Genomic DNA, 22,468 nt, shown 5'->3' with positions numbered 1-22,468 from the left:
GGGAGATCAGTGAAAGGCAGCGTTTCTTCACAACGAGGTCCTCGGCATTACATTCCGTCAGTGTTTCTTTATTGCGGTGCGGCTAACGGAATAACGGCCCCTGCCCCGAAAACTGAACCGCGCGCTGCTAAAGGATAAAGGTTGCGTCCATCGGGCGGGGTCTCATCTGGCAACTGGGTAAGCAGTGTGTTGAGCCTAAGCGGATGGCAGAAGCACCTTATCCGCCTCGCGAAAGTGCCGGCAGACGCGCCCGGCGCCTTGATTCCGCGCAACACGGCGCGCGCAATGCCGAAAATCAACCCGATCATGTAAGGTAGATGTAATAGATGATAACCCTGATATAAGAAAAAATGATTCCTCATATCAAAAGTCGGTATTAGAAGCGTTGGCGCCGTGAACCTAAAATTACGTCTCTCAGGTTCGTCACGGCATTCGGATTGAGACGAACTTTCAGCGCCGCTCCTGGACTGGAGTCGGCGCTTTTTTTCGCCGGTCACATGGCCCGGGGGCGTATCCAGCGAGTGCATTAACATTGCGACGCCATGAACTCCGCGCACTCTGGACCAAACAGGCAGACGAACAGGCCAATCGGCGAGCTCGGCGGTTCAAAGCGACGGCAGTACGTAAAGACGTAAAGCGCGGTCAGGCCGCTACTGCAGAGAGATTAAACGCGTCGCATCACACGCAACGGTTCGTCATCGCCAATGGCGATTCCGATTACATGCGCATCCACTCTTGTCAATGCAAACCACTGGGCGGCCACGAGTAGACATGCGCGAGGAACGGCATAATGCGAAGCAAAGCAATTAGACGAGTCGAGACGAAGCCATGATCGTTCGCATCGCGCAATATCCACCCAGACAGCGCCTATTGCTGGGTATCGCATCTACAGCCATGGTATTGGTGGCTCAGCAGGCGTTGACATTGCTTGCCCACGGACGGCTCACATTTCTGTTTTTCAGTGCGACCCTTCCGTTGATCACGGTGCTATTTGGCGGGTGGTCGGGATCGCTGCTTCTCTTAAGCGGCATCGCATTCGGCGCGCTTTGGATGCCGCCTATCGGCAGTTTTGAAGTTCCCCAGCGGGACGACCAAATCGTGCTGCTGGCGTACGCGATCGTCGGCACACTCCTCGTCGCGGCTGGGCAGCAGCTCGCCAAGGTGGCGCGGCGCGCAGGAAGAGCCGAAGCGGCTACGCAGCATGCCGCAGATCGCCTCCTGCAAGTCGAACGCGACGCCCGGCACCGGTTCGACGTAGCCCTGAACAGCGCCGGCGTGCCGTTCTTCATCCTCACGCCGGTCGTGTGCGACGGCCGCATCGCAGAACTTCGATGGGACTATCTGAACGAGGCCGCCGCCCAGTTGTTCAACCAGACCGCCGGCGTCGTGGTCGGCAGTTCCACCTCGTATGTGCGTCCGACCGGCTGGGACGCAAACGTTTTGCTCGAGCGACTCGCCCCGCTCGCTGAGCGCCCCGGACGCCAGGCCTTCGACGTACAGGTTCAAGGCGAAAGCGGCGAGCAGTGGTTCCACGTCGTCGCAGCGTCGCTGGGAGGTTCGGTCGTGGCCTGGTTCGTTGACCTGACGCCCCGCGTGCGCGCCGAACAGGCTCTTTCGGAGGCCGACCGCCGCAAAGACGAGTTTCTCGCGACGCTCGCGCACGAACTGCGCAATCCGTTGGCGCCAATCAGACAGGTCGCCGAGATACTGGAACAGCCGGGATTAAAGGAAGAACGCAGGAGCTGGTGCATCAACGTGCTGCGCCGGCAGTCGGCTGCGATGGCGCTGCTTCTTGACGACTTGCTAGACGTGTCGCGCATCACGCGTGGGGCGCTGAACCTGCGTAAAGAGGCCGTTGCGCTTCGAGAGGTTGTCGAAGAAGCCGTCGAGGTAGCGAGGCCGATCCTCGCAAGCAAAGGCCAGGAGCTTGTCATCAAGCCGCCTGCCCGGCCATTGCATATCGAGGCAGACCGGCTCCGGCTGGCGCAGGTGCTGGCTAACCTGCTGATGAACGCTGCGAAGTACACGCCACCGGGTGGGCACATTGAACTCACGGCGACAGCAGACGACGGCGAAATCGTCCTGTCGGTCGCCGACGATGGGATCGGCATCGAGCCTGACAAGTTGTCGGCCATCTTCGCGATGTTTTCGCAAGTGAATCGCGACCAGCACCGGCAAGGTGGTCTCGGTATCGGACTCGCGCTGTCCAAATCGCTGATCGAGTTGCATGGAGGCCGCCTGACCGCCGCAAGCGCCGGGAAAAACCGTGGGAGCTGCTTTTCGATTCATCTCCCGGCAACGTCCCGGGTGTTGCAACCGCCCGTTCCGGCGCGCGCTGCGCCTGCCAATCGTTCGTCGGTTCCGAAGCATCGCATCCTGGTCGTTGATGACAATGTCGATGCAGCTGACGCAATGACGACATTCCTCGAAATGGAAGGGCACGAAGTACGGACAGTCTATTCCGGCGAAGAGGCGGTCGACCTCCTGAACGATTACAGCGCGGACGTCATCTTGCTCGATCTCGGTTTGCCCGGCATCAGCGGAATCGACGTCGCTCGCCGGATCCGGGCAACGCCCTCGACAAGCGACGCGACGCTCATTGCCATCACCGGATGGGGTCAGCCGCAGGACCGGGCGAGCACAGCAGACGCCGGGTTCGACTTTCACTTCACGAAGCCGGTCGATGTGGGGCAGCTCAGTCAGGCTATCGAGACTGCGGATGCGGCGTCCTGATTTAACGAGGCAGGTTGTGGCGGCTTGCTCTTCGGTGAATCGCGCTTCGCTGCTCTGGAAGCGCTAGAAGCGTTGATGGACGGATGTTGAAAGGCGTGGATGTTACGGAGATCCGGAGCAGACGCTGGCAGCCTGATCCGGTTCGCGCCGGCCTGCGCTTCGTCGTCCAGCCATCCAGACAGCGCGCGTTGTTGCCAGTCAATCGACGACGCGGCGAGCCGCATATTGCAACTCGCCGGCCGCACGACGGTGAAACAAGAAACAATGTCGGCAAAATAACTGACCGGTAAAGCAGGTCGCGAATGCTCCCCACGACATTCGATGCACGCCTTCGCTCAAGTCGGCGATTCCTCCAATCGAGGAAGCCGTGCACTAGTGCCGCGACCTGTCACGCTCCCAGAGACAGGCCGAATGGACGTGGCAACGACCAGGCATCGACACGTGGCGGCTCTTCCTTCGGCTAAGGCTTCAGCACAACCTTGATGCAGCCATCTTCCTTATCGCGGAATGTCTTGTACATCTCGGGTCCCTGATAAAGCGGGACCGTGTGCGTGATCACAAACGATGGATCGATCTGCCCATCCTGAATGCGCCGCAGCAGGTCGTCCGTCCACCGGTTGACGTGAGTCTGGCCCATGCGCCACGTTAAGCCCTTGTTCATCGAGGCGCCGAACGGAATCTTGTCGATAAGACCGCCGTACACGCCCGGTACCGACAGCGTGCCCGCCGGACGGCAGACGTAAATCATTTCTCGCAGTACGTGCGGCCGGTCCGTTTCCAGCATCACCGCCTGCTTGGCACGGTCGTACATGGCGTCGACCGAACTCGTCGCATGCGACTCCATGCCGACCGCGTCGATGCATTTCTCGGGTCCTTTGCCTTGCGTCAGCTCGTTGAGGCGTTCCACGACGCTCTCTTCTTCGAAGTTGATGACGGTCGCACCGCCCGCGCGCGCCATCGCGATCCGCTCGGGCACACGGTCAATTGCGATTACCTGCTTCGCACCGAGTAGAACGGCGCTGCGTATCGCCATCTGGCCGACAGGGCCGGCGCCCCAGATGGCGACCGTATCCGTCGGCTCGATGTCGCATTGCACCGCGGCCTGCCAGCCGGTCGGGAAAATATCACCGAGGAAAAGCACCTGCTCGTCGGTGAGGCCGTCGGGAATCTTCACGTGCGTCCTGTCTGCGAACGGCACTCGCACGTATTCGGCCTGTCCGCCCGGATAGCCACCCGTGAGATGCGTATAACCGAATAGACCCGCTGTCGTATGGCCGAAGACTTTGTCCGCGGTCTCCTTATTCCGGTTGGTCCGTTCGCAGACCGAGAAATTGCCACGCTTGCACTGGTCACATTCGCCGCAGATGATCGTGAATGGAACAACGATCCGGTCACCGATACTGAGCGCGCTGTTCCCATTGCCGACTTCGACCACCTCGCCCATGAATTCGTGGCCCATGATGTCGCCCGACTCCATGCCCGGCATGAACCCATCGAACAGATGGAGGTCGGAGCCGCAAATCGCACAGGTCGTTACCTTGATGATTGCATCGCGGGGATGTTCTATGACGGGATCCGGCACCGACTCGCACCGGATGTCCTTCTTGCCTGCCCAGATGAGCGCTCTCATTGCTACCCTCCAAGGTTAGTAAGCGGTTGTAGCGCACGCGGTCATCATCTTCGCAAGGCTGCGACGCGGCAACCTCAAGGCACGTAGCATTGCCCATACCGTTCAGGCGCACGTGCTTTGCAGTAGGTCTTCAACGCAGGCATCGGCGGTTAGGCGGCGTTCCGGCAGACGGTGGATTTGCATCGATGTCCATGTCGGTAAGACGGCTTCAAGCGGCTGCTCGACGTACGCCGGTGTTATCTCCGATAAAGCACGAAATAGACAACCCGTGACTCAGTACGCGGCCTACGAGCGCGCTTGCCACTGTGGACAAAGATCGCTCCGCGAGGGCTGGCATCGCTGCGCTTCGTTGTCCTCGACAAGCTTCCTCCTCATCCGCCGATGCGGGCTATGTAAGCAGGCAATGAAGCCGAAGGATGGTGCGCAGCGTCTTCGTCATCGGCTAGTAGATCCGGCAAGCCGTTTTGAAGTATCTCCAGGCGGCTTCACATTCATGCGTTGGCGAACGGTCACCAATTCAGTGCAAGCAACAGCCCGATGTCTAAGCGGGCATGGCGATGGCTGTACGCCGCCTCACCATCGTAGGCATCCTTTAGATACCCTAAATGAATTGCATTGCGACCGCTCCGGTTATGCCGCTGTCGGCAGATGCGGACCGCACCACGCTACGCGTGTAGTCGTCCACATCTGCATCGGCATGACAGATCCCGACACCGGAGCGTACGTATGCAACGTCAGTGTTGCAACGTGGTGAACGCGCGTCGTCGTCCCAAAGAACCGCCCCGAGCAGTTGAATAGTCCCGATGGCCCGTAAGGCGGCGCTAACAATGCGGTCAGCACTGTCACAGCCACGTTCGGTGTTCTAGCGTGTGCGTCGGGCATGCGTACCATAGTGGCGGCGATGTCGTCCGCACGGCGACGTCGCTTGATGAACTGGCGTTCGAGCACCATGCGTTCGTAGGCCGGCAGCGCGATCAGCGCGTGACTGCGGCCGGTCGACCGGCGTAGCATCGTGACGTGATGCGTAAGATCCAGTTTTCCTAGACAAGGCGGTCTGACTCATTGCAGAAAAGAGTCCCTGCAATGGCACGCGGCATGCTGAAGGTGTTCTCTGATCATCTCCCTCTCAGTGACGCACGCCCCCTAGATGGACGCCAGAAACAAGACACTGCACAGTAAACGGTCGTCCACGGGCGACGATGCCCGGAGCACATCGCGAGCGGGCTTCGTGCGCGTTCGCGGTGCGCGCGAGCATAACCTCAAGAATGTCGATGTCGATGTTCCCCGCGATGCGCTCGTTGTATTCACCGGCGTATCCGGCTCCGGCAAGTCGTCCCTGGCGTTCGGAACCTTGTACGCCGAGGCGCAACGCCGTTACTTCGAATCCGTCGCCCCGTATGCGCGACGTCTGATCGAGCAAGTCGGCGTGCCGCAAGTCGGTTCGATCGAGGGTCTGCCGCCCGCCGTTGCGCTCCAGCAGCAGCGCGGCGCGCCCAATGCGCGTTCCTCGGTAGGCAGCATAACGACGCTGTCGAGTCTCGTGCGCATGCTCTACTCTCGCACGGGCAGCTATCCGCCTGGGCAGCCGATGCTCTTCGCCGAGGACTTTTCGCCGAATACCGTACAGGGCGCGTGCCCGGTGTGTCACGGCCTGGGACGCGTCTACGAGGTCACGGAAAAATCGATGGTGCCCGACGATAGCCTGACTATCCGCGAGCGCGCCATTGCCGCGTGGCCACCGGCGTGGCACGGTCAGAACTTGCGCGACATCCTCGTGACGCTGGGCTACGACGTGGACAAGCCGTGGCGTGATCTGCCGAAGAAGGATCGCGACTGGATACTCTTCACCGACGAACAGCCGACCGTACCGGTTTATGCGGGCCTCACACCGAAGGAGACGAAAGCGGCGCTCAAACGCGGCGCTGAGCCGAGCTACCAGGGAACGTTCACCGGAGCGCGACGTTACGTCCTGCACACATTCGCGCATACGCAAAGCGCACTGATGAAGAAGCGGGTTTCGCGTTTCATGGTCGGCAGCGATTGCCCTGCATGTAAAGGCAAGCGGCTCAAGCAAGAGGCGCTGCTGGTGACGTTCGCCGGACTCGATATCGCGGAGTTCTCGCGGCTGCCGCTTACCCGGCTGACCGAGCTTCTCGAACCCATCGCACGCGGCGTGTGGCCCGAAACCGATACCGATACCGACAGCCACGTGCTGAACGAGAAAGCGCGGCGTGCGGCGACGGCGAAACGGGTGGCTGCCGGCGGCTCGGCGCACAAGGCGGCACCCGATGTGCGGCGAACGCCCAACCTGTCGGGCGAGAAACGCGCAGCCGCGGAGCGCATCGCCGCTGATTTGCTGGAGCGCCTCGTCACGCTGACCGATCTCGGACTCGGCTATCTCTCGCTCGATCGGGCGACGCCCACGCTCTCATCGGGCGAGTTGCAGCGCTTGCGGCTTGCGACTCAGCTTGCTTCGCAGCTTTTCGGTGTCGTCTATGTGCTGGACGAGCCTTCCGCCGGTCTGCATCCGGCCGACAGCGAAGCGCTCTTCGTCGCCTTGCAGCGGCTGAAATCGGCGGGCAATTCGCTCTTCGTCATCGAACATGATCTGCATATGATGCGGCGCGCGGACTGGCTCGTGGATGTCGGCCCCGCAGCCGGCGAAGCGGGCGGCGAAGTCCTCTATAGCGGGCCGCCGGAAGGACTCGCCGCGATCGAGGCATCGCAGACACGGAGGCATCTGTTCGCCACGCGTGCGCGCTCGCGGCGCCGGCCGCGTGTGGCGCGCGACTGGTTGCGTCTCGCGGGCATCACGCGGAACAATCTGCATGGCATCGATGTCGCGTTCCCCCTTGGCTGCTTTACGACCGTGACCGGCATCTCCGGCTCCGGCAAGTCGAGCCTCGTGAGTCAGGCGCTGCCCGAACTCGTCGCCGCGCGGCTGGGCCGGTTGTTCGACGATGGCGGCGATGAAGATCAGGACCCGCTGCTCGCGCGCGTGGAGACGCCTGCGGGCGGACATATCGTTGCAGGCATGGAGACCGTGAAACGCCTCGTGCGTGTCGATCAGAAGCCGATCGGCCGTACGCCGCGCTCCAATCTCGCGACCTACACAGGTCTGTTCGATCATGTGCGCAAACTCTTCGCCGATACACCGGCGGCGCGCAAGCGCCGCTACGGCGCGGGCCGCTTCTCGTTCAACGTCGCACAGGGCCGTTGCCCGACGTGCGAGGGCGAGGGCTTCGTGAGCGTCGAGCTTCTCTTCCTGCCGAGCGTCTTTACCTCATGCTCGACGTGTCACGGATCGCGCTACAACCCGCAAACGCTCGAGATCGAATGGCACGGCAAGAACATCGCGGACGTGCTTGCCATGAGCGTCGATACCGCGTGCGCGTTCTTCGCCGCCGAGCCCGCCGTGATGCGCGCACTGACCGTGTTGCGAGATATCGGACTTGGCTATCTGCGTCTCGGTCAGCCCGCGACGGAGTTATCGGGCGGCGAGGCGCAGCGCATCAAGCTCGCGACCGAACTGCAGCGTGCGCATCACGCCGACACGCTTTATATCCTCGATGAACCGACTACCGGCCTTCACCCCGCCGATGTCGATCGTTTGATGACGCAGTTGCAAGGACTCGTCGATGCGGGCAATACCGTGGTCGTCGTCGAGCATGACATGCGGGTCGCGGCTGACAGCGACTGGGTCATCGACATTGGTCCGGGGGCGGGAGAGGACGGCGGCAGGATCGTGGTGGCGGGCGAGCCGCACGTCGTTGCGCGTCATGCGGACAGCCGCACAGCGCATTATCTTCGCGAGGCTGTGTGAGGTGAGCGCCGGGTGAGTTGACGCCCGTTTCGACGGGTACGGCGATCCGGGCAGATGGCCGACCCAACGCGCAACAGACGGGTCGCAATGATCATTGTTGGAAGCAGGCGGCCCCCTGCGTTTCAGCGCCCTTTCGGACCGGTTTTGGATGCACGACCGTTCGAGTTCGCGCGACTCACCGCGAACTATGCAATGGCTTCATGTGATAGGCGGCGCTCACACTTACCGGGCACACGTTCGTTTGCACGCTGCATATTCCAGATAAGTTAATGCTAATCGGAGCAAGCTCGGCGAGGTCAGTCTGAGCGTGAAATCGGAGACCGGGAAATTAGCTAAGGATACCGAAGTTGTATTCTGGATTACAGATATCTTTCACGGCGCCAAGCCTGTTCGAAACAAATCAAAACCGCTGCCTATCTGCGCTAGTCCGTGCATACGCGAGACATTGCGACGATCACCTGCCTTGGCGCAGCGGCATCTTATCCTAATGTCACACGCAGGTGACGAGTAGCTTGCGACGTCCACGGCTATCAATATCACTGGCGGCGACGAACTACATGTCGTCTTTGAACTCAGCGCCACTACCGAATCGCATTACAAACCGATAGGCGCAGGCGACCAGACAAACGTCGAAATCGAACCAACACAGCCCCGAGAACTGCTGCTTCTCGTGTCACCGGCTTGTCACATCAGAGCGATCGAAGCAATCCCTGCAGAAGGACCATAACTTACGCTCGAGGTTTGACGCGCACACGAGTGGTGCTGAGCGAAGTGCCCGCCGGAACCCGACCGAGGGTGCCGGTGGGCGCTTGTTCTGATAGCAATACCCAGCAGTCGCTGCGCTGCGACCATGGATCACCGTCATCGCTGGACACGGTGTCATTACATCGTCCGTCGAAGGTTACAGGTTGTTCAAGCAGTTCGTATATAAGCACTCGTGTGCCGTAGTCGGCTTTGCATAATTTGCATCCGTTACGGACATCTCTTGCCCGTGGACGCGATGCTTACGATGACTTGTTCACCGGCCAGGCCTGGACGAGCGACGCCACAGTCAGTATCGGCTGCGCCGCATTCAACGATGCGCAATTACGCCGGGTGCTCGATGCAACTATGCAGCGGGCACGCGGATGGCTGCAAAGCCCTCGTGCAAGCATCGTCGACAAACAAACAGTGCTGCATCATCAAATTAGGATCACTATAGGTGCGCTGATCTTAGCCATTGGTTATCGGCCGCTTGTTTTGATGTACCGGACCGGAAGCAAGACGAAAGAACAACACAGGACGTTAGCGTCAGAAACGAAGCGCTGATAGATCGGGAGACCAGCCGTCCCGCAGGTATGCCTGCGGGTTTGTCGACGCCGTCAGCCGCCGAGCGGTCTGTACGGCTCAGGCTTTTGCAGTCGCCTTCTGAGGAGCACAATATGAAAGCGGTTGTATATCGCGGTCCTTGCCAGGTCGCCGTAGAAGATGTACCGGATCCCAAGATCGAGCGCCCGACCGACGCCATCGTCAGAATTACCACGACCAACATTTGCGGGTCCGACCTACACATGTACGAGGGTCGAACCGACTTCGAGCAAGGGCGCATCTTTGGTCACGAAAACTTGGGTGTGGTTCAAGAGGTAGGACCGGCGGTCGAGCGGATCAAGCCCGGAGACTGGGTGTGCCTGCCGTTCAATGTAAGCTGCGGCCATTGCAAGAATTGTGATCGCGGCCTTACTGCGTTTTGCCTGAGCGCCAACCAGCCAGGCATTGCGGGCGGTGCCTTCGGCTTTGCGGACATGGGCCCATGGCCGGGCGGACAGGCTGAGTATCTTCGGGTGCCCTGGGCGGACTTCATGTCCTTGAAGCTGCCGCCGGACGCGGAACAGAAACAGACCGACTACGTGATGTGCGCCGACATCTTCCCGACTGGCTGGCACGCCACCGAACTAGCCGGCATGCGGCCCGGCGACGCAGTGGTCATCTACGGCTCGGGCCCGGTGGGTCTGATGGCCGCACACTCGGCCATGATCAAGGGGGCCCGCAGCGTCATGGTGGTCGACTGCCATCCCGATCGGCTCAAACTTGCCGAGTCGATCGGCGCCACCGCGATCGACTATTCGAAGGAAGACCCGGTGCAGCGGGTCATGGACCTGACCCACGGCCTTGGCGCGGACGTGGGTTGCGAATGCGTCGGCTATCAATGCCACGATCCGGCTCCACAACGCCATGAAAACCCCAATCTAACGATGAACAATCTGGTGTCATCGGTGAAGTTCACCGGCGGAATCGGAGTGGTTGGCGTGTTCGTGCCCGAGGACCCGAACGCACAGGACGAACTGGCAAAGAAGGGCCAGATAGCATTCGATTGGGGTAAGTGCTGGTTCAAAGGCCAGCACATCGCGACCGGCCAGTGCAACGTCAAGGCCTACAACCGGCAGTTGCGCGACCTGATCGCTGTGGGCCGCGCAAAACCATCGTTCGTCGTCTCGCATGAGTTGAAGCTCGGCCAGGCGCCTGAAGCCTATCAACACTTCGACGTGCGCGACCACGGCTGGACCAAGGTGGTCTTGCACCCCGGAGCCTAACGGAGTCGTGAAGCTATCCTAACCAAACGGGGGATCCGAGCAAAGGGTAATCGAGATCCCCCGTTAGAACCCGATCCGGCCAGTCGCATCGGGGCGATGCAGCCTATCGTGCAGTATGGCGACGCATCGGCACGCGTGGGAAGATCGCAATCGTGGCGAACTTATAACAGCGATCCCGCTGCACGCGCCAGTCCGCGTAGCGGGTGTCGTGACCACGCACCGCTTGTTCTGAAACCTGCGTCGGCCCGAGGCTCGAAGCGGTATTCGTTCGGGCGGTCGTCAACTACGGTTATCGACGCATGTCATCGGGTGTGTCCTTTCTCACGCCTCGTCAATGCTGTGCCGCGGGTGCCATCTGCTGAACGCGCGCACACGCCCGCGTCTTTCCAACCGCCCCTGCGGTAAGTCCCTGCTCGGCACAATCACGCACATGAACGTACGACCCCGCACCAACGCGCTATAGCATTTCCTCGTAACGGCAGTTGACGAGCAGTTCCGCCACGCTCGTCGTATTCGGCAACTCGATCGTATTAACGACGAGAACCGCCAGGTCTCGCGGCTGAGTCATTTCCATCGGATCGATATCGGCGATGCCGGCGGCCATGTCCGTATTGACGAAGCCGGGACACACGGCGGTCGCGCGCACGCCATCGTCCCAGCCGGCGCGGCGCACCGCATGCGTAAGCGCGACCATCGCGTGCTTCGACATCTGATAGCCGACGTTCAGGTTCTTCACCCGTTTGCCGGAGAGCGACGCCAACTGCACGAAGCGTCCCGCACCCGCGCGGCGCAAATGCGGCAGCGCCGCCTGCACGAGCCGGAAAGGCGCGTTGACGTTAATGTCGAAAGTCTCGGTCAGCAGCGCACCGGTGCCGGTGTCGAAGTCGATCATGCGGCAGATGCCCGCGTTGCTCACCAGCACGTCGATGCGGTCGAAGCGCGCGAGCGTCGCATCCACCCAGGCGCGGGCGGCGTCCGGGTCGCGTGCCTCGTACGGATGCAGAAACGCATCCGGGACACCATCATAGGGGCCCGTGTCGCGCACCCCGAGCGACAGCCGATAACCGCGCCGCGCGAGTTCCAGCGCGATCTCGCGCCCGATGCCGCGGCTTGCGCCCGACACCATCGCCACCTTGTCCATGTGCAACTCCAAGTGCTGTGTGTCCTCGTGCATCAGAAGCCTGCATCGATCGTGATCTTCGTGCCGTCGCTAAAGCGCTCGAGACGAAAAGCGTGCGGATCGACGAGCGGTGCGTCGCCGTTCACGAGATCCGCCATCAGCCGGCCCGCGCCCGGCCCGATGCCGAATCCGTGCCCCGAAAAACCCGTTCCGATGAACATGCCCGGCACGCGCGCCACGCCGGAGATGACGGGAATCGCATCCGGCGTCACATCGATATAGCCCGCCCACCGCTGCGCGATGCGCGCTCCGGACAGGTGCGGAAACGCCTCGGTGAAGGCCTTCAGACCCTTGTCGACATACGGCACCACCGGGTCCGGGTCGAGCGTGCGAACGTGTTCGAACACCGTGGATTCGTTGAGTGGCCAGCGGCTCGGCCGCCTGAGTTCATCGAAGAAGCGCTTGCCGACGTGAATCTGCAGCGCGCCCATCTGGCTCTTCAGCGCCTCGATGTATTTGAAGAACAGGCGGAAGGAATCGGGCGTCAGGTCCGCGTGCGTCCGCAGGCCGTAAGCGACCGTATAGCCGCCGTCCGCGCGCTTGCGAAACGCGAATTCCTCGTTGTTCGCGCTGCACGTGGGTCCGCCTTCCAGTGGTTCGGTGCGCAGCACGGACGCACGCGTGAGCAGTTGCGGCAAGTCCACGCCGAGATTGCCGCAGAAGTAGCGCGTCCATGCGCCGCCTGCCACGACCACCGCATCGCAGCGGATGGTCCCGTGTTCGGTGACGACCGCGCTGACGCGTCCGCCGCTCGTCTCGATGCCGCGCACCGCGCACGGCGTGAGAATGCTCACGCCCTTGCGCCGCAACGCGTTGCCGATGGCCGGCGCGGCCTTCTGCGGTTCGGCGCGGGCGTCGCCCGGCGTGAAAATGCCGCCCTTGAAGGTCTGCGTCGCGCCTGGCAGCAACTCGGCGATCTCGCGCGTGGCGACTTCGCGCGTGTCGAACGCGCCGTCGCCGGCGATCTCGCGTGCGCGCCTGAGCCAGTCACGGTGACGCTCGAGAACGCTATCATCGTTCGATACATACAGAATCCCGCACTGATCGAAGCCGGTGTCGATGCCGAGTGTTTTGTCGAGCGTGCGCCAGATCCTGAGGCTCTCGATGCTCAGCAGAAACTCGCGGGGATCGCGTCGGGTCACGCGCACCCAGCCCCAGTTGCGGCTCGACTGCTCGCCCGCGAGGTGCCCCTTCTCGCATAGCGCCACGGACAGCCCTTTCTCGTGCAGCGCAAGCGCCGTTGACACGCCGATGATGCCGCCGCCGATCACGACCACATCGGCGCGTTCCGGCAGCGCGATATCGTCGGCGACGGTGTCGACTTTAGGACCCATGTTTTTCTCTCGTCGAAATGAGCGTTACGGACGGCGCTCGGCCACGGCCGCCGTCTGCGATTGAAGCGCTTCCTCGTTTCGCACGTTGCGCGCGGCGCGGGAAGCTTTCTGCCGGCGCGCGGCAGGATGGAGGAAGCGGTTGGTCCAGCGGTCCAGGTGATTGATGGCGTGCGTGAGCGGCACGGTGATGAGCAAGTACACCGCGCCAGCCGCCACCAGCGGCGACAGGTTGGCCGTATTGACCGCCGCATTCTGTCCGATGGTGAAGAGATCGCGCTGCGAAGTCAGCAGCCCGAGGAAGTACACGAGGCTCGAATCCTTGACGATGGAGATGAACTGATTGGCGAGCGCGGGGAGGATGCGCCGCACGCCCTGCGGCACGATCACGTGACGCATGCCGCTCCAGTACGTCATGCCGAGGGCCTGACACGCCGACATCTGCCCGCGTCCGACGCTCTGGATGCCCGAGCGGAAAATCTCCGCGATATACGCCGACGACACCAGCGCCAGCGCGACGATGGCGAGCGGATACGGATTCGGCCCGAACAGTGAAAGTCCGACCGGCGCCAGTCCTTGTCCGACCACGAGGATGACGAGCGCGGCGGGCAAGCCGCGGAACACATCAACGAAGACACGCACCGGCCAGGTGAGCCAGCGCGTGTGCGACACGGCGCAAAGCGCCAGCGCCATCCCTGCGACGATCCCGAGCGCCGTCGAGATCACCGACAGGATCAGCGTGTTGACGAGACCCGTGCCGATCAGCGACGGCAGGGAATCGACGAGCAGCGGCCAATCCAGGAAGTTCTGCAGGAATGCATTCATGAGGCTCTCTCCTTGGTCTGACGAAGCGTGACGGCCGGCGGTTACTTCATCGCATACGGCGGCATCGGATCAGGCTTCGGATAGCCGGGGTTGAACTGCTGGTAGAGCTTCAGCCACGTGCCGTCCGCCACCAGTTCGCCGATGGCCTTGTTGACCGCCGCTTCGAGCTTCGCATTGCCCTTGCGGATAGGAAAGCCGGCGGGCAGATTCGACGCAGAGATGTCGAGCTTGTCGGCGAGTTTCAGGTCCGGATACTTGCCTTGCAGACCTTCCAGCAGCGTCTTGTCGATGAAGTAGCCGTCGATGTACTTGTTACGCAACGCCAGAAAGCCGGCGTTGATGTTCGGAAACCGAACGATCTGCGCGCCCGGCAGATAGCTCTGCGAATACGTGTCCTCGATGGTCCCCTGCACCACCCCGATGCGCTTGTCCTTCACGGTGGCCACGTCCGCGCCGATACTGCTGCCCGGCAGCGTGCCGACGCTCAGCAGACCCGTCAGGTAGCCTTCCGAGAAATCGACCATCTTGAGCCGTTCCCTGGTGATCGAAATGGAGCCGGCGGCAAGATCGATCTGCTGGTTCGCCACGCTCGGCAGTAGCCCCGCGAAGTCCTGCGCGCGGAAGTCGGCCGTCAGTCCGAGCTTCGCGGCAATGGCGCGCACCAGTTCGACATCGAAGCCTGTCATCTTGCCGTTGTCGATGTACGAGTACGGCTTGTTGTTGGCATCGACACCGGCGACGATCTTGCCCGGCGTCAGCGTGCCGACATCATCGGCGGCATGGGCGGCGGTCGCGGCGCCGACCAGAAACGATGCGGCCACCGCGAGATGGCGGGCAAGACGAAGTAATCGCATGATGAGGCTCCCTTGAATTGGACAGCGGTGGGTTCAATGCAGGATGCGCGAGAGAAAGTCTCTCGCGCGTTCGGAGCGCGGACGCTCGAAGAAGGCTTCGCGCGTATCGTCTTCCACGATGACGCTTCGGTCCATGAACAACACGCGGTCGGCCACGCGCTTCGCGAAGCCCATCTCGTGGGTGACGCACAACATCGTCATGCCGTCCTGCGCGAGCGTGATCATTACGTCGAGCACTTCGTTGACCATCTCGGGGTCGAGCGCGGAAGTCGGCTCGTCGAACAGCATGGCGACCGGGTCCATCGACAGCGCGCGGGCGATCGCCACGCGCTGCTGCTGACCGCCCGACAATTGCGCCGGATACTTGTCCTCGTGGCCGCCGAGCCCCACACGGCGCAGCAGCGCGTGGGCGCGCCTGGCGGCTTCGTCGCGGGCGCGGCCGAGCACGTTCATCTGCGCGAGCATCAGATTGCGCTGCACCGAGATGCGGGAACAGCTCGAAATGCTGGAACACCATGCCGACGCGCGCACGCAGCCGCGCGAGGTTGACCCGTTTCGCCGTCACGTCGACGCCGTCCACCACGATCTGCCCGCTCTGCACCGCTTCGAGGCCGTTGACGGACTTGATCAGCGTGGACTTGCCGGACCCGGACGGCCCGCAAATCACGACGACCTCTCCGCGCGCGATGCTCGCCGTGCAGTCGTGCAGCACGCGATGCCCGCCATACCACTTCGAAACGTTGTTCATCTGAATCATTGCCGCTCCTTGCGGGTACTTAGTCATCCCTATGAACGTGCCTGACTTGCTGCCTACGAAAGCGCCCCGCGCACCCGCCCGTGCCACATATCGCCGATACGGTACAGCGCGCTGCCGACGGGCACGGCCAGCGTGCCGGCCATTCCCGCACGCGAGAGAGGAAACGCCCCTTCCCCGAACGCACCGACATCCTGGTCGACGCCGGCCATGTGTCTGCCGATGCGATGCCCCAAATAACTCATCAGCGCGACGCCGTTGCCATTGCAGCCGAGCGCGTAGTGCACGCCATCGTGCTGACCGATGTGCGCAAGCTTGTCGCCGGTCATCGCGACGAAGCCCTTCCAGGCATGCGTGACGCGCACGTCACGCAGGGCGGGCCACAACTGCACGAGCCTTGCATACAGCCGCCGCGCGGCCTCTCGTTCGTCGATCTCGCGGATAGCAGGCCGCGACCCGAAGATCATGCGCGTCCCGTCCGGCGACGGACGCGTGTAGAAAAGATTGCGCTTCGAATCGCTGATCATGCGGCGGCCCGGGTTGAGCACGTCCATCAGGCCTTCGGGCAGCGGCTCGGTGGCGATCTGATAACTCGCGACCGGCAACACGCGGCGCGAAAAGAACGGCATCAGCGGACCGGTATAGCCGTTGGTGGCGACCAGCACCTGCCGCGCATCCACCACGCCGCGCGCCGTGTGGACGCGAAAGCCGGTATTGCCGCTTCGCGCGATGCGCTGCACCGCCGCGTGCGAATGCAGCGTCGCGCCGCGGCGGCGCGCGAGATCACGCAGCGCACGATGATATTTGGCGGTGTGCAGCCCGCCGTATTCATCGACGAGTATGCCGCCGTAGTAATAGTCCGAGCCGATGATGCCCCGCTGCGCATCGCGCTCGATCACATGCACCGTGACGCCGGTCTTGTCGCGCAACAACTGCCCCTGACGGCGCAGCACGTCGAAATGCGCGGGCGTGTAAGCGCCGAAGAAGCGGCCGGTGATGCGCAGGTCGGCATCGAGCGATTCCTCGGCGACGGTGCGCTTGAGATAGTCGAAGCTCGCCATCGACTCCTGCATCAGCCGTGTGAGACGTTCCGCCGAGACGCCGCGAATCGCGTTGGTCAGCGCGAGCTTCTGACCGCTCGACACCATGCCGCCGCTGCGCGTGCTGCCGCCCGCGCCGATTTCGGCGGCATCGAGCACCGCGACGCGCGCGCCGTGCTGCGCCGCTTCTGCCGCCGCCGACAGTCCGCAATATCCGCTGCCGACGATGACCACGTCCACGTTTTCCGGCACCGGTTCGGGCGCGGCTTCCGGCGGCGCGGCATCCCACCAGTACGGAGTACAGCGGAACGTCTCATGGAACAGCAAGGCATCGGCACGCATCAACTCAACCTTGTTCGCTTGATTCGGGTTCAGTGTCGCCCTGGCAAATCATCCGGTCAAATAGCGCCAAAAACGACTTCCATTCATTTCTGATATGGCAATCTGTCGACTCCGGCCGATCTTGCGCGGCCAAAAGCCCGGGGGGAGACGATGAATCTCAGGCAGGTCGAGGCGTTCCGGCTCGTCATGCTGCGCGGTTCGATGACGGCCGCCGCCGAAGAACTCGGCACGTCGCAGCCGAGCATCAGCCGGCTCATTGCCGAACTGGAAGCCGCCACGGGATTGACGCTGTTCGTGCGCAATGGCGGGCGCATCCATGCCACCGATGCGGGTAGCGCGTTTTATCGCGAGGTGGATCGCAGCTTCGTCGGGCTGGAGAAGTTGCAGCATTCGGCGCGGGAGATTCTTCAGCTTGGCAGCGGGCGCTTGCGCATCGTGGCCGCGCCGGTCCTCGCGCTGTCGTTTCTGCCTGCCGTGATCGGGCGCTTCGTGGATGCACACCCGCGCGTCGCCGTGTCGCTCGAAATGCGCAGCGAGAGCACGATCCAGCGCTGGGTGTCGTCCGGACATTGCGACGTGGGTTTCGCGACCACCACGCCCGATGCGTTCGGCGTGACGAGCGTCGAGCTTTACACGCTCGCGGGGCTATGCGCGTTGCCGGCGCGGCATGCGCTTGCGGCGCGCGAGCGGATCGGGGCGGCCGACTTGCGCGGTGAGCGGCTAATCCTGCCTTCCTATGCCGACGATGCCCGCACCGCGCTCGATCGCGCGCTGCGCCAGGCCGGAGCGGATCAGGTGCCCGCCATCGAGACGCCGTATGGAGCGACCATCTGCGCGCTCGTCACGCGCGGCACGGGCGTGGGCATCGTCAATCCACTCGCGACCGTGGATGCCGATCCGGCCCGCATCGTGTTCCGGCCGTTCGCGCCGGAGATATGGTTTCGCGGCTTCACGCTTTATCCGCAGACGCCGCAGGCCAATCCCGTGGTCGAGGCCTTTCTCGAACTCGTGCACGAGGATATGGCGGAATTCAAGGTCGACGAGCAGCAACAGACCGCTCCTTGCCGCGAACGGCAAAGAGGCGACGGAGCCCGCTAGCGCGACGGTCGCAAGTTTGACTCGCTTTGCCTATTCCACGCGTCTGCGCGTCGAAATGGCCGATGCCGTCGAGATGACCAGATCGGCGACGCGACGTTCATCGCGATCCGCCTTCCATCGCGAGCGCGCCACCGCGATGTTCACCGCGCCGATGCCGCGCCCGCGCGCATTGGTGATCGCAGCAGCCGTCGAGATGTCGCTGACGAAGTATTCATCCTCCGTATGCGCGTAACCCTGCTTGCGTATCTGCGCGATGCGCTCCTTGATCTTGCGCGGCTGATAAACCGTCGATGCAGTGTAAGGCACGAGATTCGAGCGCGAGAGAATGTCGTCGATGTCGCCATCGTCGAACGTCGCGAGAATGGCAAGACCGGGCGCGGTGCAATACGCCGGCAAGCGCGAGCCGGTGATGACATGCGCATTGAAAACGTTGCGGCTCACGATACGGAGCACGAAGACGATGTCCGTGTCGTCGAGTACCGTGAGATTGGTCGCCTCTTCTGTCTCCGAGCCGAGTTGCTGAAGATACGGTGTCGCCCGGCTGACGAGGTCGTTGGACGTCAGATAGTGGTACGTGAAGTCCAGCAGGCGCGGCGACAGTTCGTACTTGCGGCTGTCCGCATCCTTCAAGAGATAGCCGAGCGCGCTGAGCGTATAGGTGAAGCGCTGCGTCGCGCTCATGTCGAAGCCCGTCAGCGACGCGATCTCCGACAGCGACAGTTGCCGCTTGGTGCCGTCGAAGGCGGTCAACACCTTCATCGCCTTTTCCACCGACTGCACGTACAGTGAAGATGCACTCGGGTCCGCCGAATCACCGCCCGCTTGTCTTGCGGGCACTCGGCGCCTGCGCGTGGCTGTGTTCTTGAACTCGTCGCTCATTGCTGTCATGTCGTTCCGGTGCGGATGGACAATTATCACATAGCGCCAACCGGCCATTTAAATGCGATAGTCATGAGCGCACGGCCGCGAGCCGGTCCCATGCGCCCTCGACGTTGCGCGGCAACAGATGCTTGCGGATGCGTTCGCTCGCCGTCAGTTCGAAGCCCGGCACGGCGCGGTAGTAACGCGGCAACTGAAAACTTGCGAGCCGCTCGCGCGCCCACGCGTGCAGGCTTTCCCATTCGACCGGGGCGTCGTTGAACTGCACGTTGAGCAGAATGTCCTGCTCGCCGATGCTCGACGCCACGCCGATCGCCGCGCTCGCGCGCACTGCCGGATGTGCCGCGAAGACGCGCTCGATTTCCCACGCCGATACATTCTCGCCGCGCACGCGCATGCTGTCCGTCTGCCGGCCGATGAAGAAGAGGTCGCCATCGGCGTCGCGACGCGCGCGGTCGCCGGTGTGCAGCTTGCCGTTGCGCAAGGCGGCCCGGGTCGCATCGGGGTTCTTCAGGTAGGCGGGCAGGAACGTGCCTTCCACCTTGCTCGACAGCACGATTTCACCGGCTTCGCCCGCTTTCGCCGGAAGGCCGTTCTCGTCGAGCAATTCGACTTCGATCCACGGCAGCGCGCGGCCGATCGAACCGGGCTTGCCCGACACGTTCATGGTCGCGAAGCTGGAGCATTCGGTCATGCCGTAGCACTCGCGCAGACGCACTTTCAGGCGCGCCTGCACCGCTTCCCACGCTGCGGCGCTGACACCCGCGCCCCACGCGACGCGCAAGTTATGCGCCTCGGGCTGCGCGGATTCGGGCAACTGCATGAGGATGTCGAGCACGCCGCCAAGATAATGCAGTTGCGTCGCGCCCGCGCGCTCGACTTGCGGCCAGAAGCGCGAAGCCGAAAAGCGCGGCACCGCATGCAGCGTGACCGCTTCGAGGAACGGCAGCAGCAGCATTTGCGCGCCGCCGATATGACACAGCGGCTCCCACAGGAACAGCCGGTCGCCCGCGCGCACATCGGCGACGCGCAACGCGGCCTCGCTTGCAATGCGCATCATGCGATGCGTGAACACCACGCCTTTCGGTGCGCCCGTCGTGCCCGACGTATAGATGATGCACAGCGGATCGTCCACGGCGATGGCGGGCGTCGCGAAGGCATCGTTCGTATCGCTCGCATCGAACGCAGGCAGCCGCATGCGGCGCGCCTCGCCGCAATCGATACCGGCGGTCACGTCATCGAATTCATCGTCGATGACGAGCAGCTTCGGCTCCGCGTGTTGCAGCAGATATTCGAGGCCGGCCGCGCGCAGTTTCGTGTTGACCGGCACCCAGACCAGGCCGCTCAGCACGAGCGCGTAGATCAGGTGGATATGCTCGACGCTGTTGCCGAGCATCACCGCGACGCGGTCGCCCGCAACGAGACCGGCATCGGCGAACCAGCGCTGCAATTGCGCGATATGCCGCGACGCTTCCTCGCAGGTGATCGCGTGTTCGTCGAAGTGAACGACGGTGCGCCCGGGCGCGGCGCGCAAGCCTGCGGCCAGCAGCGGCGCGCAATCGAGTTCGTCGTCGGCATGGCGATGGGCGAAGTATTCGGAGTATCGATGCATGTCTGAAGCAAGTCAGCGCGCGCGGCGCTTGAGCCAGGAGGAAACGGCGACCACCAGCGCGATCAGGACGATGAGCGTGGTCGACACCGCCGCGAGCGTCGGCGTGACCGCGAGCTGGATGTCGTCCCACATCTGCTTGGGCAGCGTCGAATTGATGCCGCCGCTCACGAAGATGGCGATGGTGAGATCGTCGAACGAGACGAGGAACGCGAACAGGAATGCAGCGGTGACGCTCGCCATCAATAGCGGCAGCACGATCGACGTGATGCGCCGCAAGGGCGATGCGCCCATCACGCGGGCGGCATCGTCGAGCCGCCAGTCGAACCGCTGGAAACCCGCCGCGAGCGTGACGACTACATAGGGAATCGCGAGCACCGTATGACCGATCACGAGGCCGAGGTTGGTGCCCGTAAGCCCGAACCGTCCGAACAGATAGAGAAGCCCGACCGCCACGACGATGCGCGGCACGATCAACGGCGCAACCAGCAGCGCGAAGACCGGCTTGCTGACGCGGCGCGACATGCGCGTCATTGCGAGCGTCGCGCCGAAGCCGAGCAGAAGCGACAGCAACGCCGTGCCGAGACCCACCTCGAACGAACGCACGACGGCGCTGTGCCACACGGGCGATTCGAGAAAGGCGCCGAACCATCGGGTGCTGAAGAGCTTCGGCGGAAAGGCGATGTAGTCGGTCTTCGTGAACGCATAGGGAATGACCGACAGCACCGGCATCACCAGCATCGCCATGATGACGCACGTGTAAAGCCCGAGCGGACTCGCGGCGCGGGCGGTCGTATCGACGTGTACCTTGCGACGCATCATGAAAGGCGCGAACAGGCGCCCTGCCCCGATGAGCACGGCAAGCCTCAACCCGGCGGCGCGCGAGCCGCGTGAACGCTCGGTGACTTCGCCCGTCAGCGACGTGAGCCCCACCATGCGGTCATAAACGAAAAAGATGACGATGGAACAGACCAGCAGCACGGTCGAGAGCGCGCCGGCGAATCTCATGTCGAACAGTTCGAGCACCGACGAAATCACGAGCTGCGCGACCATGGTTTCTTTCGGCGATCCGAGTAGCGCCGGCACGATGAAGAAGCCGAGGCTCGAGATGAACACCAGCAAGCCCGCCGCCGCCACGCCCGGCGACGACAGCGGCAGAAACACCGTGAAGAAGCTCGTGCTGCGATCCGCACCGAGCGTTTCGGCGGCCTGCGCGAAGCGCTCGTCGATGCCGCGCATCACCGGAAGCATGGTCATCACCGCGAGCGGCAGCATCGAATGCACCATGCCGATAAGCACGCCCGTCAGCGATGGAATCGTGCCGTTGGTTTCGTGCACGAGGCCAAGCGATAGCGCGATTGTCGAGAGCACGCCGGTCTTCGACAGCAGCAGCATCCACGCATAGGTCTTGACGAGATAGCTGGTCCAGAACGGCAGCATGATCCACAGCAGCCAGCGTTCGCGCACGCGCTCCGACAGACGGCTCAACATGTAGGCGACCGGATAGCCGAGCAGGATCGACAGCGCGGCTGTCATGAACGAGATGCCGAAGGTGATGCCCAGCACCTTCGCATAGACCGGCGTGCGCGCGATGCGCTCGAACTGCGCCAGACCGATGTGCCCTTCGGCGCTGACGAGCCCGCCTTGCAGAATCTCGCCCACCGGCACGATAAAGAACACCAGCAGGAAGAGGAGCGTCGGCACGATCGGCAGGATGCGCAGCGTGCGCGCGATCCACACCGAGCGGCCGCGCCGCGACGCGTTGCTCTCGCGGTGCGCATGCAGTGCAATGGTCATGGC

14 protein-coding genes and 1 pseudogene are annotated in these 22,468 nt (G+C 62.9%); 5 read left to right on the top strand and 10 right to left on the bottom strand.

All coding sequences use genetic code 11. The features are described from left to right. The first annotated feature begins 828 nt into the window (after positions 1–828). Positions 829–2,733 carry a hybrid sensor histidine kinase/response regulator gene (locus BG57_RS31170; protein WP_081850877.1) on the top strand — a complete coding sequence of 635 codons (1,905 nt, stop codon included), beginning with the start codon at positions 829–831 and terminating at the stop codon, positions 2,731–2,733. Between the two features lie 460 nt (positions 2,734–3,193). Here BG57_RS31170 and BG57_RS11625 read toward each other — a convergent pair whose 3' ends face one another. Continuing rightward, positions 3,194–4,363: a zinc-dependent alcohol dehydrogenase gene (locus tag BG57_RS11625; protein WP_035963184.1), complete on the bottom strand. Its 1,170-nt coding sequence runs from the start codon at positions 4,361–4,363 to the stop codon at positions 3,194–3,196. A 1,147-nt stretch (positions 4,364–5,510) separates the two neighbouring features. On the opposite strand from BG57_RS11625, the gene BG57_RS11620 reads away from it, so the two are divergent. From BG57_RS11620 to BG57_RS11615, 3 genes are all read left to right on the top strand, one after another. Then, a complete protein-coding gene (locus tag BG57_RS11620) occupies positions 5,511–8,186 on the top strand; it encodes an excinuclease ABC subunit UvrA (RefSeq protein WP_035963182.1) in 2,676 nt (891 codons plus the stop codon). Positions 8,187–9,200: 1,014 nt separating this feature from the next. Then, on the top strand, positions 9,201–9,494 hold the full coding sequence (locus BG57_RS32500) for a hypothetical protein (protein ID WP_152562568.1): 294 nt from the start codon (positions 9,201–9,203) through the stop codon (positions 9,492–9,494). Between the two features lie 113 nt (positions 9,495–9,607). Next, positions 9,608–10,756: a glutathione-independent formaldehyde dehydrogenase gene (locus BG57_RS11615; protein WP_035963180.1), complete on the top strand. Its 1,149-nt coding sequence runs from the start codon at positions 9,608–9,610 to the stop codon at positions 10,754–10,756. 457 nt (positions 10,757–11,213) lie between these two features. Here BG57_RS11615 and BG57_RS11610 read toward each other — a convergent pair whose 3' ends face one another. The 6 genes and pseudogenes from BG57_RS11610 to BG57_RS11585 all read right to left on the bottom strand — a co-directional run bounded on the left by BG57_RS11610 (position 11,214) and on the right by BG57_RS11585 (position 17,082). Then, on the bottom strand, positions 11,214–11,897 hold the full coding sequence (locus BG57_RS11610; RefSeq protein ID WP_035963300.1) for an SDR family NAD(P)-dependent oxidoreductase: 684 nt from the start codon (positions 11,895–11,897) through the stop codon (positions 11,214–11,216). 32 nt (positions 11,898–11,929) lie between these two features. After that, the gene (locus BG57_RS11605; RefSeq protein ID WP_035963178.1) at positions 11,930–13,270 is read right to left on the bottom strand and encodes an NAD(P)/FAD-dependent oxidoreductase; all 1,341 of its coding nucleotides are present in this window, start codon (positions 13,268–13,270) and stop codon (positions 11,930–11,932) included. A gap of 24 nt (positions 13,271–13,294) precedes the next feature. Beyond that, positions 13,295–14,092 (bottom strand): amino acid ABC transporter permease, encoded by a 798-nt coding sequence (locus BG57_RS11600; protein WP_035963177.1) that lies wholly within the window; start codon positions 14,090–14,092, stop codon positions 13,295–13,297. Between the two features lie 41 nt (positions 14,093–14,133). Beyond that, the gene (locus BG57_RS11595) at positions 14,134–14,946 is read right to left on the bottom strand and encodes a substrate-binding periplasmic protein (RefSeq protein ID WP_035963176.1); all 813 of its coding nucleotides are present in this window, start codon (positions 14,944–14,946) and stop codon (positions 14,134–14,136) included. A gap of 33 nt (positions 14,947–14,979) precedes the next feature. Continuing rightward, positions 14,980–15,703: pseudogene (locus tag BG57_RS11590) on the bottom strand (amino acid ABC transporter ATP-binding protein). 53 nt (positions 15,704–15,756) lie between these two features. Continuing rightward, the gene (locus BG57_RS11585; RefSeq protein WP_035963175.1) at positions 15,757–17,082 is read right to left on the bottom strand and encodes an NAD(P)/FAD-dependent oxidoreductase; all 1,326 of its coding nucleotides are present in this window, start codon (positions 17,080–17,082) and stop codon (positions 15,757–15,759) included. A gap of 150 nt (positions 17,083–17,232) precedes the next feature. On the opposite strand from BG57_RS11585, the gene BG57_RS11580 reads away from it, so the two are divergent. After that, positions 17,233–18,180 carry a LysR substrate-binding domain-containing protein gene (locus BG57_RS11580; RefSeq protein ID WP_229753931.1) on the top strand — a complete coding sequence of 316 codons (948 nt, stop codon included), beginning with the start codon at positions 17,233–17,235 and terminating at the stop codon, positions 18,178–18,180. A gap of 30 nt (positions 18,181–18,210) precedes the next feature. On the opposite strand, the gene BG57_RS11575 is transcribed toward BG57_RS11580, so the two are convergent. From BG57_RS11575 to BG57_RS11565, 3 genes are all read right to left on the bottom strand, one after another. Next, entirely contained in the window at positions 18,211–19,059 is an 849-nt protein-coding gene (locus BG57_RS11575) for an IclR family transcriptional regulator (RefSeq protein ID WP_035963173.1), read from the bottom strand. Positions 19,060–19,129: 70 nt separating this feature from the next. Then, positions 19,130–20,671, bottom strand: coding sequence for an AMP-binding protein (locus BG57_RS11570; RefSeq protein ID WP_035963172.1), 1,542 nt, complete (start codon positions 20,669–20,671; stop codon positions 19,130–19,132). Positions 20,672–20,683: 12 nt separating this feature from the next. Then, the gene (locus BG57_RS11565) at positions 20,684–22,465 is read right to left on the bottom strand and encodes an ABC transporter permease subunit (protein ID WP_035963171.1); all 1,782 of its coding nucleotides are present in this window, start codon (positions 22,463–22,465) and stop codon (positions 20,684–20,686) included. Between the last annotated feature and the right edge of the window lie 3 nt (positions 22,466–22,468).

The organism is Caballeronia grimmiae (genome assembly GCF_000698555.1).
Lineage (GTDB): Bacteria > Pseudomonadota > Gammaproteobacteria > Burkholderiales > Burkholderiaceae > Caballeronia > Caballeronia grimmiae.
This window is presented reverse-complemented; position numbering and strand designations above follow the sequence as displayed.